Below are 13,162 nucleotides of genomic sequence, written 5' to 3' on the forward strand. Positions count from 1 at the left end.
TTTTGATTGGATGTGTTTCTATTTAAATAAAAAAACGATTAGAAAATTAAAAATAGCGAATTAAAATAAAGCTATTTTAATAAAATATATATATATAACAAATACTTATTCTGGTTTTTAGGAGGTGATTAATCGTTTTTAGTGATCTGTTAAAAATCTTCATTACTGGAAAAGTAACATTTTTTTAAAGCATTGAGTTTAAAAAGAAAAATATCTTAATACTCTAGTCGAATTTTTCATAAAAATAGAGTTGAGCATGATAGGGCTTGGTTTCATGGATTGATTGAAAGGAAGTACGCAATGCGTCGTCAAACGTTATGGATCGCAATGGCTTGCGCAATAGCAACAATAGGGGTTACTGGCACACATGCTGGTTTTGTTGAAGATAGTCAGGTTCAGCTTAAATTTAAAAACTTCTATTTAGATCGTCAGTATGATGACACCCCTGCAAAAAACTGGGGGAGTTGGTCGCAAGCTGTGACATTGGATGCAAAATCGGGTTATGCACAGTTTGGGGCGTTACAACTCGGTGTTGATGTGTTAGCACAGTACGCTGTGCGTCTGGATGGTCGTGACCGTAATGCCGATTGGGTTCTGCCGTACAGTGGGATTTCTGGTACAGGCACAGGAAAACAAGAGCGCCAGTTTGGAAAAATAGGAGCAACTCTTAAAGCGAAAATCAGCCAAACTGAATTACGAATTGGTGAAATTTTACCTGTAACACCAGTAATTCATTTTGATCCATCACGTCAATTATTGACCACTTATAATGGGGTATGGCTGGAGTCAAAAGATCTTAAAAACACCAAATTAACGTTAGGTTATTTGGATAGTATCAATGCCCGTTATGAAAATCAGCCAATGGATTTTGGTCTATGGCCTAAAGCATTAAATAATGATGGTAAAACTGATGGGATGTATGTTGCGGGCATAGATTACCAATTAAATAAAAACTGGTCTGCAAGTTACTTTTATGGCGATGTGACGAATATCTATCGTCAAAATTACTTGGGTGTGAACTATAAAAACAATTATGACAAGTTAAAAGTCGATTCACACATACGTTTTTTCGACAATACAGAGTCGGGAGATGCCTTGTATGGTGATATTGATAATCAGGCATTGTCTATAGGCTCAACCTTAACTTATGGCTCACACAGCGTAGGTTTATCTTATCAGCAAATGTTTGGTGACCATGGTAGTAACCCGAGTGCAGCAACTGGTGCACCATATTTCCCATCCCTTGCAGGTTGGGTACCTCAGCCTTATTTGGATAACTGGTCAGTTGCGAGCTTTATTCGTAAAGATGAGAAATCGGTGGGTGTGGCTTATAGCTATGATTTTAGTGATCTTGGCATTAAAGGTTTAAAAACCACTGCAAAATATTGGCATGGTTGGGGCATTGATTCAGCTTATGAATCAAGTGCATTAACAGGCAAAGGCAAAGAAGATGAATTCAACTTTATTCTGAATTACGTAGTGCCAGAAGGGAAGTTAAAAGGCTTAGGTTTTCAATGGATGTATATCGATGTGAACTTCGACAATATTGCAGGCCAAGCAAGCGATTTGCAGGAACATCGTATTGCAACGACATACACCTATAAATTTTAAATACTTTTAAATATTTATTTAAATAACAAATGGTTATTAATATTTTTTTTGTATCACCTCATCGTAAACAAGTATCAGTTTAGGCGCTGTGAACAGGTAAGATGGGTGAGTAAAACATTTAAAATTTGGCCTACTAAAAGCAGCTTAATCTTGAGTTGAGCTGTATAAATTGTAAGAGGAATGACATGGGCACAGTACAAATCCCCGAATATAAAACAGATCCATTTTTTGGTTTGGAAGACAAATGGATTGAAACAGCAGCAGGCGAGCTTACTCATTATCATGAGCTTGGAGAAGGTACTCCAATTTTATTTTTACATGGTTCGGGTACTGGTGTTTCAGCAGCAGCAAACTGGTGGTTGAACTTACCACAAATTGCTGAGCAGGCACGCTGTATTGCTATTGATTCGATTGGTTATGGACAAACTGTTGTTGCAGAAGGCACAGCTTACGGTATCCGTGCATGGGTAGATCATGCAGTCCGTGTATTAGATGCTTTAGGAATTGAAAAAACCTGGTTAGTAGGTAATTCTTTAGGTGGTTGGTTAGCATTCCAGTTTATATTGGATTACCCAGAGCGTGTACTAGGTATTGTATCAATGGGAACGGGTGGTGCTAAACAGACGGCAGCACTTAAAGCACATGCTAATCCTGAATTGACAGAAGCTGGTATTCGTAAAACTTTAGAAATGTTTGTGGTCGATAAGTCTTTAGTCACAGATGAATTGGTTAAAGTTCGTTTTGACTCAGCAAAAAATGACTACGCATCAGATCGATTGATGGATGTTGTTGGTGCACGAGACCGTGACCGTTTTGAGTTCCCGCTTGATTTTGAAAAGATGAAAGAGATTCAAGTTCCTGTACTACTCATTCATGGTGTGCAAGATGTAGTTATTCCTGTATCTCGTACATGGGATATTTTGAATATTGTACCTTATGCTGATGCTCATATTTTTAGTCAATGTGGTCATTGGTCGCAAGTTGAAAGAGCACAAGAATTTAACCAGATTATTAAACAATATTTAGCAGTACATGATGTTAAATAAAATATAAAAAGTACAGGAAGGATAAATTATTATTCTTCCTGTATTTAAATTAAAAATTTTGGTTTTTTGCTGAGCCTTGTCATTTTATCTTAGACTTTTGTATTAAATAAGATAAGTTAGATCTGGTTAATATTTAAGTAAAAAACTTTACTTAATAAATCCATGAATTCTTTAACTCCAGAAGATTCTGCGTCTTTGCGATAGCTTACAAATAAATCTAAAAAAGGTAGATCGACATCAAGGGGTCTAGTGACAATATTATTTAAAGTGAGCGGCTCTATATAGCTAGGCAAGATCCCGCAACCTAATCCCATCCCTATTGAATTAATGTTAAATAAAATATTATGAGCAGTTTGCACAATATTAAATTTAATTTTATGAAGTTCAGCAAAATTAAGAATTGTATTATGTAAAATCGACGACTGTTCTGACGATGGGATAATAAAATCAATATTATTTAAAAGCTTCACTGGAATACGCTCGTACTGAGCAAGTGGGTGATCTCGAGGAAGCAATAGCATTAGAGGTTCACGTAATACAAACTGACTCTGAATTTCATCGTTATTTAAGTTATCTCTCATAAAGGCAATGTCAATTTCACCTTTCTTTAAGGCTTCCATTTGTTCGGTATTATTCATGCTCCGTAATTCAATTTTTAAGTTTGGATTTTGTATGCGTAAACTTGGAAGAACACACGGGAAAACTTTCATTTCTACTACTGGAACAAAACCAATGGTCAGTTGTTGTTTTTTAAATTTTGAAACTTGACGAGCCATAGCAATTGCTTTGTCCGCCTGAGCTAAAGTCAGACGGGCTTGTTCAAGAAATACGCTACCTTCTTCAGTGAGTTCAACTTTACGTTTAGTGCGATGTAGTAATGTAACGCCAACCTCATCCTCAAGGTCTTTAATTTGTTGACTTAATGATGGTTGAGCTGTGTAGAGGCGAAGTGCAGCTTTACTAAAGTTGAGTTCTTCAGCCACCATTACAAAGTAGCGTAAATGACGTAATTCCATATCAGTTGTGATCCCAAAATCCTATTATTAACGTTGGATAGTTAATAAAATATGCTAAATGCTTGAAAACCATAAATCCGTTTATAAAACCACTGATCAGTATCAGTCGAACTTAATTTTAATATTTAAAATCTATAATGAATAATTCATAAAAAGTCTAATTTGAAACAAATAAAATATTTCACTTAAAACAGTTAAAAAATCATTATCCATTCAAATTGAATTTTATGTTGTGCGTTTTTGGCGGCAGCAGGAGTGCTTCTCATGAATGGAAAAATTGAAGTGTGTGAAATCGATGCTTTAGTCGATGCACAAAATGGACGTATCTCGCCAACTATCTATACAGATACACAATTATACGAACTAGAGTTAGAGCGTGTTTTTGGACGTTGTTGGTTATTTCTTTGTCACGAAAGCCAGATTCCAAAATCAGGCGACTTTTTCAATACGTATATGGGTGAGGACCCAATTATTGTTACGCGTCAAAAAGACGGTTCGATTAAAGCATTATTAAATCAATGTCGTCACCGTTCTATGCGGGTTAGCTATGCTGACTGTGGTAATACGCGTGCGTTTACCTGCCCATATCATGGCTGGTCTTATGGGATTGACGGTTCTCTTAAAGATATTCCATTGGAAGGTATCGCTTTTCCACATGGGGCTTGTAAAGAACAATGGGGGTTGCAAGAGGTTCCTCGTGTTGCAAGCTATAAAGGTTTGGTTTTTGGTTGTTGGGCAGATGACACACCCGAATTACTCGACTATATGGGTGATATTGCTTGGTATCTGGATGCAATGATTGACCGCCGTGAAGGTGGTTCGGAAGTCATTGGTGGTATTCATAAATGGGAAATTAACTGTAACTGGAAATTTGCAGCAGAACAGTTTGCTTCTGATCAATACCACGCGCCGTACTCGCATGCCTCTGCAGTACAAGTTTTAGGTGGTAAACCTGATGATGCATCAAAAGCATTAGGTGCAGCACAAACGGCACGTCCAGTTTGGGAAACAGCAGAAAGTTGTGTGCAATATGGTCAACGTGGCCATGGTTCAGGTTTCTTTCTGACCGAAAAACCAGATGCCAATTTCTGGGTTGATGGTCAAGTAGCAGATTACTTCCGTGAAACCTATGAGGAAACCAAAGAGCGTTTGGGCGACACTCGTGCTTTACGTTTGGCTGGACATAACACCATGTTCCCAACTTTATCTTGGTTGAATGGTATGACGACGATGCGTATTTGGCATCCACGTGGACCAGATAAAACCGAAGTTTGGGCTTTCTGTATCACGGACAAAGCAGCACCGCAGCACATCAAAGAAGCGATGGAGTTGAATGCTTGCCGAGCATTTGGCCCAGCTGGTTTTGCTGAAGCAGACGATGGTGAAAACTGGATTGAGATCCAGAAAGTGTTACGTGGTTATAAAGCGCGAAAAAGCAAACTCATTATGGAAATGGGTCTTGGTAATGAAAAATACCGTGAAGATGGTATCCCCGGTATTACTAACCATGTTTTTTCTGAAACAGCTGCACGTGGCATGTATCGTCATTGGGCAAACCTGTTGATGCATGAAAAATGGGAAGATGTACAACGGGCAGATGAGGCTTATGAGCAAGAGCTTCTGAAAAAAGCGGCTAAAAAGGATGAGAAGGAGCTTGTGAAATGAACCAGATCATTGACTCGTTAAAACCACAGCCAGTATGGCGTTCTATTGGATTGGAACTTCACCACGACATTAGTCAGTTTCTATATGCAGAAGCACAGTTGTTAGATGATTGGAAATTCCGAGATTGGTTGGACATCTTAAGCGAAGATATTTTATATACGCTCAAAACGACGACAAATGCGCAAACACGTGATCGTCGTAAATGTATTGCACCACCATCAACATGGATTTATCACGACGACAAATTTGTACTAGAGCGCCGTGTAGCAAAGTTAGAAACAGGAATGTCGTGGTCCGAAGAACCGCCATCACGTACTCGTCATTTGATTACTAATATTCGGGTCGAAGCAACTACGCAAGCAAATGAATATCAAGTTTTTAGTAATTATTTGCTTTATCGCTCGCAAAAAGAAAAAGACGTATTGACCTATGTTGGTAAACGAGTTGATCTGATTCGAAAAGATGATAGCAGTGGTTTAGGTTGGAAAATTGCTAAACGCGATATCACCCTCGATCAAGCGACTTTGATTTCTCACAATATTACGGTGTTTTTCTAATGAATAAGATTTTCGTTTGTCAGATTGATGAGTTGGATGAAGGCGAAGCGCTGAAAGTAGATTGTAATGTAGGTGATATTGCTGCACTTGCAGTGTTCAATTTCAATGGTGAATTTTTTGCCATGAATGATAAATGCAGTCATGGTAATGCTTCTATGTCAGAAGGCTACCTAGAGGATGATGGCACGGTTGAATGTCCCCTTCATGCATCACGTTTTTGTTTGAAAACTGGCGTACCACAATGTGTACCAGCAACTGATCCGATTCAGACATTCTCTGTCGTGATTGAAGATGGTGCACTCTATGTCGAAATGGCAGGAGCGTAATGATGGGCTGGCTAGAGGGTGAAGTTGCACTAATTACTGGTGGTGGTTCGGGACTAGGGCTTGCGTTGGTTGAGCGCTTTTTGCAAGAGGGTGCGCATGTTGGTGTGTTGCAACGGTCTCAATCAAAAATAGATGAATTGATTGCACGCTATGGTGACAAAATTGTGGCGATTAATGGAGATGTGGCGAGTTTTCAGGATAACGTTCGTGCTGTGCAGGCTACAGTAGAACGTTTTGGAAAACTGGACTGTTTTATTGGTAACGCTGGTATTTGGGATCATTATGCCGACATCGTTAACATGAGTGGCGAACAGTTAGATAAAGCCTTTGATGAAATCATGAGTATTAACACGAAGGGTTATTTGCTTGGTGCAAAAGCAGCTTTAGATGAGTTACTCAAAACTGAAGGCTCGATGATTTTTACCTTATCTAACTCAGCGTTTTATTCATCTGGTGGTGGTCCAATTTATACTGCATCAAAACATGCTGGTGTAGGTTTAGTGCGTGAACTGGCCTATGAGCTGGCACCGAAAGTGCGTGTGAATGCAGTTGCTCCATCTGGCATGAATGTCAATGTGAAAGGTGCTGCATCCCTTGGGCAGGAAAATCTAGGATTACTTGATGCACGCGATCCCCAAAAAATTGGGCAAGGTATGCCATTGAGATTCTTACCAGAACCAGAAGACATGACTGGTTCTTATGTATTGCTCGCATCTCGTCAAAATAACCGTCCATTATCTGGCGTTTTTATAAATGCTGACTGTGGTTTGGGTATTCGTGGCTTACGCCAAGCGAACGCTGGTTTTTTTGATGCTTAATTTTAATCCGATATTAATGGACTAATAAGACAGCTAAAAACTGTCTTATTTCGGAGCTAATCATGACTGTTAAACTTATTTGTGCTTCTCATAGCCCGCTAATGGAATTTGCGTCTCCAGCAGAAAAACAACAAGAACAAACGGTGCGTCATACTTTTGAAAAACTGGCAGCCGAGGTCAAAGCATATGACCCAACTTTAATTATTGCTTTTGGGCCAGATCATTTTAACGGCTTCTTTTATGACCTGATGCCGAGTTTTTGCGTGGGTGTACGTGCGACGGCGGCAGGTGATTGGAATTATGGTCCGGGTGAGCTTAATGTGCCTGAAAACACAGCATTGGGTTTAATTCGACGTGTACTTGATGAAGGTGTGGATGTTGCATATTCATATCGTATGCAAGCGGATCATGGCGTAACCCAACCGCTGCATTTTTTATGTGATGGTCAACTTAATCGTTACCCAACTATTCCAATATTTATTAATGGTGCTGCTGCGCCAATGCCTACGACAAAACGAACTATTGCTTTAGGACGAGCGGTTGGGGCTTTCATTAATTCAATTAATCTAGAAAATGAACGTATATTGATTTTGGGCACAGGTGGACTTTCACACGATCCACCAACCCCTCAAATGGGCTCTGCACCACCAGAAGTTGAAGAGTTTCTCATTGCTGGGCGTAACCCAACTGTTGAAGCTCGTAATACACGTCAGGCCAAAATCATTTCAGTTGGACAGCGTTTGGCAGCAGGTGACAAGAGCGTATCTGTTCCACTTAATCCAGAGTGGGATGAACAGTTATTGGAAAAATTCAAAAATGCAGACTTTGCTGCGCTTGAAAATATGACTGAAGATGAGATTCGTCGTGAAGGTGGACGTGGTGGGCAAGAAGTTCGTACATGGATGGCTGCTTTTGCGGCATTAGAAGCTGTTGGCGATTATGAGATGACCTTACATTGCTATGAACCTATCAGTGAATGGATTGCTGGTTTTGGCATTGTATCTGCCGAGCTGAAATAAAGGATAAAACGATGAATATTCAAACTATTGTCATCATCGGTGCTGGACAGGCAGGTGCAAGTGCTATTCTGGAACTACGTAATAACAAATACGACGGAAAAATCATTTTGATTGGAGATGAATCACATCTGCCTTATGAGCGCCCCCCTTTATCTAAAGATATGATTTTAAGGCCTGAACAGACCAAAATTGAAATTCTGTCACAACAAAAATTGAAAGATTTAGGTGTCGAAGCTATTCAAGGTAATGCGGTTGTACGCATTGAGCCTGAACAATATCAAGTGATTTTGAAAAATGGTGAAAGTATTCACTATGACAAGTTATTACTCGCGACTGGTGGGGCTCCTCGTCGTCTTCCAATTTTAGATGCAGTCGGTAAACATGTTTATACCCTGCGAAATTTGGAGGATTCACAAGCCTTGGTTCCAGTCTTTCAAGCAGGAAAGCGCATTTTGCTTGTAGGCGGTGGGGTTATTGGTCTTGAATTAGCATCAAGTGCTCGTTTTAAAGATTGTCAGGTGACCTTAATTGAACAAAGCCCAATGATTATGGGACGTTCACCAGCAATTATTAGCCAATTTTTACTTGATGAACACCGCAATCGAGGGGTAGATATTCACTTAAATGTGCAAATTGCCAATGTCACCTTACGTGGGGAAGAAATAGTCGTAATATTGGAAAGTGGTGAAGAGCTGATTGCCGACGCTGTTGTTTATGGCATTGGGATTGTACCGAATGCTCAATTGGCCATAGATGCTGGTTTAGACGTCGACTTTGCCATTAAAGTGAATGAAAACTGCCAAACTTCTCATCCAGATATTTATGCTGCTGGTGATGTAGCAACTCAGTTGCGTGCAGATGGTAATTATGCCCGTATTGAAACTTGGGAAAATGCCAATAATCAAGCAGGCACTTTTGCTCGTCATGTCATGGGATTAGCGCAACCTAAAGCTAATCCATCATGGTTCTGGACAGATCAATATGATATTAACTTTCAATTCGTTGGCGATATGTCTGCAAAAGAATGGCATATACGAGGCAATATGAATCCGCAAGAAGACAAAAATGTTGGATTCACCTTATTTGGCTTAGACCAAGGTATTGTTGTAGCGGGTATTGCAGTCAATCAGGCGCGTGATGTTAGGCATTTAAAAAAATTGGTTTCTAGTTCTAGCGCCTTTGATAAAGAAAAGTTGCTAGATGTGTCTATTGAATTACGCAAATTAATTTAATTAGGGTTGTTATACTAAAAGCCTATTTAATATTGAAAATAAAAACCGTCATGATTATATGGCGGTTTTTTTTATGGGTAATCATAAATATTTTCCATGAGTGGATATTATTAATACTTAATTTGAACTGCATTATAATTTTTAACTATTAATAGATTTTATTTTTGTTGAGTGATTAATATGTTTTTTGGATTTTAAATTTTAAATTTGTAAGTTAAATAATTGAAATGTATATTTATTTTAATTTTATTATAGGTTGTTTCTATAAGACTAAAGTATTTAAGTGAAATGTAGTAAATGTTTTTTAATTTTTTTATGAAATTATAGAACTTAAGGCTAATTTAGAAATAAAAGCAGTTAAGAAATGATGGTGAATGATTTTTTAAACTAGTAGAAAAGGATTTTTCTATGGACCGTGCAGGAAATAAGCACTCTATTATTACGATCGTCATTTGTTTTTTAATTGCTGTGATTGAAGGGATTGATATTCAGGCAGCAGGTATCGCTGCTGTCGGTATTCGAGAATCTTTTGGTCTGGATAGCTCTCAACTCGGTATTTTTTTTAGTGTCGGAATATTGGGGTTATTACCCGGTGCATTAATTGGTGGACGTTATGCAGACCGCATTGGCCGTAAGATGGTGTTAATCGGGGCTGTCGCTATTTTTGCAGTATTTACCCTTTGCACCGTTTGGGTGAATAGTTTCTATATGTTGCTGTTGGTACGTTTTTTAGCAGGAGCTGGATTAGGGGCTGCAATGCCAAATTTAATTGCTCTAGTTTCAGAAGCTGTTTCTAGCGAAAATCGTGGGCGTGCTGTAGGTTTGATGTATTGTGGTATGCCAATAGGAGCCATATTGGTGTCATTACTGGCAGCCTACGATGTAAGTGGACATTGGCAAACAATTTTTTACGTTGGTGGAATCGTTCCTCTTGTTGTACTTCCACTTATGATCAAATTTTTACCGGAGTCACGGGAGTTTTTACAAACTAGATTTCAGGATAAATCTATTACACGCATAGAAAGCTCTTTTAAAAATCTATTTAGAAATAACTATGCAGGGCAGACTCTATTACTTTGGGCAAGCTATTTTTTTACCTTGATGGTTGTATACATCATGTTGAGTTGGTTGCCATCTCTCTTTATGGAGTTAGGATTCTCTCGTCAACAGGGTAGTTTAGCTCAAGTCTTTTTCCAAATGGGCGCTGCACTAGGTACGGTTGTTTTGGGTATTTTGATTGATCGCTGGAATAAAGCTTATGTCATTATATTGATGTACATAGGTATTTTAGCTGGTTTATTTAGTTTAAATGGAGCCGGTAGTCTTACTGCGATGTATGCAGCCGCAGCATTAATGGGAACATTTACAATTGGTGGGCAAGGCGTTTTATATGCATTCGGTAGCATTGTATATCCAACTGAGATTCGGGCAACTGGTGTAGGCAGTGCCGCAGCGGTTGGGCGTATTGGTGCAATGTTAGGACCTGCGATTGCTGGACAATTACTCGCAATGGGAAGCGGTGCTACAGGCGTAATTTCTGCTGCCATCCCTGGAATTATCATTTCGGCATTACTGATGCTTTTGGTGATTCGCAAATTACATCAGGCCCAATAATCTGAATACCACAATGAAAAAAGCTCATATTTAGGAGCTTTTTTCATATTTGGCATTATTTGAGTGAAATTTCAAATTTGATCATCCGAATGTTTTAGTAAGTTCATAACTATATCGAGCATATGAGTCGAATTACGGTTTTACTAATCATCTATATTGAGTAAGAAAAATGTATTCAGTTACCAAGGAAAAGCTTTGGAATCGTTCATTTATTCTGTGTGTATTGAACAATCTTTTTTTATTCATTTATTACTATGCATTACTCACAATATTGCCACTTTATATTTTAAAAGAATTATCCGGTTCAATTAGTCAGGCAGGTTTGGCGTTAACCTTATTTTTGGTTTCATCTATTATCACTCGTCCTTTTTCTGGCTTAATTATTGATCGGTTGGGTAAAAAATATGCCTTACGTGGTTCGGCATTATTATTTGCACTTCTGGCATTAAGTTATCTATGGGCAAATCAGTTATGGCTTTTATTGCTTATTCGTTGTGTGCATGGGATCTGGTTTAGCATTTTGACGACAGTAATAGTGCCTATAGTGAATGATTTTATACCTGAGCATAGAAAGGGCGAGGGTATGGGATATTTCGTAATGTCTACGAATCTGGCTGTTGTTTTTGGGCCAATGATTGCATTAGCTACGATACGGTACACCAGTTTTTATAATTTATTTGCCTTTTTAGCATTCATTGTTTGTTTAGGTTTAATTTTTTGTTTTCTTATTCCCGTTTCTTCCTTAAAAGATAAGGAGATCATCTCTGCAAAGCAGAGTATTACATTTGACGATATCTTTGAAAAAAGGGTGATGTCTATCGGCGTTATTGCTTTATTTACTGCAATGGCTTATTCAAGCATTATGAGCTTTATTAGTGTCTATAGTGAAACAAAAGGCTTATTAGCTGCGACCAGCATATTTTTTATTATATTTGCCATATCAATGATTATAGTGCGCCCTTGGGTAGGTTATTCTTATGATAAAAGAGGGGCTAATTCCGTGGTTTACCCTTCATTTATCCTTTTTTCAATAGGCTTATTTTTAGTTAGTTGGATGCAAACACAGTGGGGCTATTGGTTGGCGGCAGTACTCATAGGAATGGGATATGGATCCCTTTTCCCTATTTTTCAAACCATGGCAATACAATCGGTTGAGAAAAAGAGAATAGGGCATGCTGTTTCAACCTTTTTTACTTTATTTGATTTCGGAATGGCCATTGGTTCAGTTTTGGTAGGATTAATTATTGCCCAAATAGGCTATGAGAAAACTTATCAGTTGTGTGCATTCCTTACGATAATGACTTTAGTTTTATATCGTTGGGTATGTAATAAAGATGGAAAGACAATAATTAGGATATGACATGGAATTACGTCACTTACGCTACTTTGTTGCGGTTGCTGAAGAGCTGAATTTTACTAAGGCAGCAATGCGTATGCATACGGTGCAACCTTCTCTTAGTCAGCAGATTAAAGATTTAGAAGAAGAAGTGGGAGTTCAGCTTTTTATACGAAGTAAGCGAAAAGTTGAACTGACCAAAGCAGGAGAAGTCTTTTTTAAAGAAGCTCTAATCATTTTAGAACATACAGAAAAAGCAATTAGTTTGGCTCAACAAACTGCTAAAGTTGAACAAGAACAATTAAATATTGGTTTTGTTCCAGCGGCAGAAATGAAAATCTTCCCCTATATCATGCCCAATATAAGAGCGCATTTCCCAGAATTAACAATTGATTTTCATAGCCTTACGGATGATGAACAACTAGTAGCGCTTAGAAAAGGCGAAATAGATATCGCTTTTACTCGCTATGGAGCTGATTCAGATGAACTGGTTTCGATTCAGGTATTTCAAGAGCCACTTACCTTAATTATTCCCAAAAATTCGCCAGAGGCTCAGCAGGAACGCATTAGTATAAAAAGTTTTGAACAACATGATTTTGTGATTTGCAATGAAGAGTCATCGCCAGAACTTTATCGAATTATTCATAACTTCTTTAAAAAAACTAAGCTTAACGTCACTGTTGTACAGCACTCAACTAATATCTTACTTAACGTTAATTTAGTCGGAATGGAAATTGGTTGGAGCTTGGTACCACAGTATGTGATTCCTCTATTAGGAGATAAAATTATAGTTAAAAAGACGATAGAACCATTACCGATGATCGGTTTATATGTTTCTTATCGAAAAGATCATGTTAATAAGGCTATAGATTTGATTTTAGATGTACTTAAAAAACAATTTTATCTGGACTTTAGTTAATAT

The 13,162-nt window shown here is 38.2% G+C and carries 12 protein-coding genes; 11 read left to right on the plus strand and 1 reads right to left on the minus strand.

Features of this window, described 5'->3' with window-relative positions; genetic code table 11:
• The first annotated feature begins 300 nt into the window (after positions 1 to 300).
• Both F936_RS09145 and F936_RS09150 read left to right on the plus strand, forming a co-directional pair.
• Positions 301 to 1,611 (plus strand): OprD family outer membrane porin, encoded by a 1,311-nt coding sequence (locus F936_RS09145; protein ID WP_005046823.1) that lies wholly within the window; start codon positions 301 to 303, stop codon positions 1,609 to 1,611.
• Positions 1,612 to 1,796: 185 nt separating this feature from the next.
• Positions 1,797 to 2,657, plus strand: a complete 861-nt coding sequence (locus F936_RS09150) for an alpha/beta fold hydrolase (protein WP_005046825.1) — start codon at positions 1,797 to 1,799, stop codon at positions 2,655 to 2,657.
• A 116-nt stretch (positions 2,658 to 2,773) separates the two neighbouring features.
• Here F936_RS09150 and hcaR read toward each other — a convergent pair whose 3' ends face one another.
• On the minus strand, positions 2,774 to 3,673 hold the full coding sequence (gene hcaR, locus F936_RS09155) for a DNA-binding transcriptional regulator HcaR (RefSeq protein ID WP_005046827.1): 900 nt from the start codon (positions 3,671 to 3,673) through the stop codon (positions 2,774 to 2,776).
• Between the two features lie 264 nt (positions 3,674 to 3,937).
• Here hcaR and hcaE point away from each other — a divergent pair, with 264 nt between their 5' ends.
• The 9 genes from hcaE (at position 3,938) to F936_RS09200 (ending at position 13,159) form a co-directional block, all read left to right on the plus strand.
• Entirely contained in the window at positions 3,938 to 5,338 is a 1,401-nt protein-coding gene (gene hcaE, locus F936_RS09160) for a 3-phenylpropionate/cinnamic acid dioxygenase subunit alpha (RefSeq protein WP_005046828.1), read from the plus strand.
• A complete protein-coding gene (gene hcaF / locus F936_RS09165) occupies positions 5,335 to 5,895 on the plus strand; it encodes a 3-phenylpropionate/cinnamic acid dioxygenase subunit beta (protein ID WP_005046829.1) in 561 nt (186 codons plus the stop codon). Before hcaE ends, hcaF begins: the two co-directional genes overlap by 4 nt.
• Positions 5,895 to 6,221, plus strand: coding sequence for a 3-phenylpropionate/cinnamic acid dioxygenase ferredoxin subunit (gene hcaC / locus F936_RS09170; protein WP_005046830.1), 327 nt, complete (start codon positions 5,895 to 5,897; stop codon positions 6,219 to 6,221). The genes hcaF and hcaC overlap by 1 nt, the downstream gene beginning before the upstream one ends.
• 2 nt (positions 6,222 to 6,223) lie before the next feature.
• Positions 6,224 to 7,039: a 3-phenylpropionate-dihydrodiol/cinnamic acid-dihydrodiol dehydrogenase gene (gene hcaB, locus F936_RS09175; protein WP_005046831.1), complete on the plus strand. Its 816-nt coding sequence runs from the start codon at positions 6,224 to 6,226 to the stop codon at positions 7,037 to 7,039.
• Positions 7,040 to 7,101: 62 nt separating this feature from the next.
• Positions 7,102 to 8,058 (plus strand): 3-carboxyethylcatechol 2,3-dioxygenase, encoded by a 957-nt coding sequence (locus F936_RS09180; RefSeq protein WP_005046834.1) that lies wholly within the window; start codon positions 7,102 to 7,104, stop codon positions 8,056 to 8,058.
• Positions 8,059 to 8,069: 11 nt separating this feature from the next.
• A complete protein-coding gene (gene hcaD / locus F936_RS09185; protein WP_005046837.1) occupies positions 8,070 to 9,290 on the plus strand; it encodes a 3-phenylpropionate/cinnamic acid dioxygenase ferredoxin--NAD(+) reductase subunit in 1,221 nt (406 codons plus the stop codon).
• 408 nt (positions 9,291 to 9,698) lie between these two features.
• Positions 9,699 to 10,904 carry a 3-(3-hydroxy-phenyl)propionate transporter MhpT gene (mhpT, locus tag F936_RS09190; protein WP_005046840.1) on the plus strand — a complete coding sequence of 402 codons (1,206 nt, stop codon included), beginning with the start codon at positions 9,699 to 9,701 and terminating at the stop codon, positions 10,902 to 10,904.
• 169 nt (positions 10,905 to 11,073) lie between these two features.
• Positions 11,074 to 12,264, plus strand: coding sequence for an MFS transporter (locus F936_RS09195; RefSeq protein ID WP_005046842.1), 1,191 nt, complete (start codon positions 11,074 to 11,076; stop codon positions 12,262 to 12,264).
• 1 nt (position 12,265) lies between these two features.
• Positions 12,266 to 13,159, plus strand: a complete 894-nt coding sequence (locus tag F936_RS09200; protein WP_005046845.1) for a LysR substrate-binding domain-containing protein — start codon at positions 12,266 to 12,268, stop codon at positions 13,157 to 13,159.
• Positions 13,160 to 13,162 lie beyond the last annotated feature (3 nt).

This window comes from Acinetobacter calcoaceticus DSM 30006 = CIP 81.8 (genome assembly GCF_000368965.1).
GTDB classification, from domain to species: Bacteria; Pseudomonadota; Gammaproteobacteria; order Pseudomonadales; family Moraxellaceae; genus Acinetobacter; species Acinetobacter calcoaceticus.

Coding starts and splice junctions, on each gene's coding strand:
- F936_RS09145 (WP_005046823.1), top strand. CDS start 301: ATGCGTCGTCAAACGTTATGGATCGCAATGGCTTGCGCAATAGCAACA.
- F936_RS09150 (WP_005046825.1), top strand. CDS start 1,797: ATGGGCACAGTACAAATCCCCGAATATAAAACAGATCCATTTTTTGGT.
- hcaR (WP_005046827.1), bottom strand. CDS start 3,673: ATGGAATTACGTCATTTACGCTACTTTGTAATGGTGGCTGAAGAACTC.
- hcaE (WP_005046828.1), top strand. CDS start 3,938: ATGAATGGAAAAATTGAAGTGTGTGAAATCGATGCTTTAGTCGATGCA.
- hcaF (WP_005046829.1), top strand. CDS start 5,335: ATGAACCAGATCATTGACTCGTTAAAACCACAGCCAGTATGGCGTTCT.
- hcaC (WP_005046830.1), top strand. CDS start 5,895: ATGAATAAGATTTTCGTTTGTCAGATTGATGAGTTGGATGAAGGCGAA.
- hcaB (WP_005046831.1), top strand. CDS start 6,224: ATGGGCTGGCTAGAGGGTGAAGTTGCACTAATTACTGGTGGTGGTTCG.
- F936_RS09180 (WP_005046834.1), top strand. CDS start 7,102: ATGACTGTTAAACTTATTTGTGCTTCTCATAGCCCGCTAATGGAATTT.
- hcaD (WP_005046837.1), top strand. CDS start 8,070: ATGAATATTCAAACTATTGTCATCATCGGTGCTGGACAGGCAGGTGCA.
- mhpT (WP_005046840.1), top strand. CDS start 9,699: ATGGACCGTGCAGGAAATAAGCACTCTATTATTACGATCGTCATTTGT.
- F936_RS09195 (WP_005046842.1), top strand. CDS start 11,074: ATGTATTCAGTTACCAAGGAAAAGCTTTGGAATCGTTCATTTATTCTG.
- F936_RS09200 (WP_005046845.1), top strand. CDS start 12,266: ATGGAATTACGTCACTTACGCTACTTTGTTGCGGTTGCTGAAGAGCTG.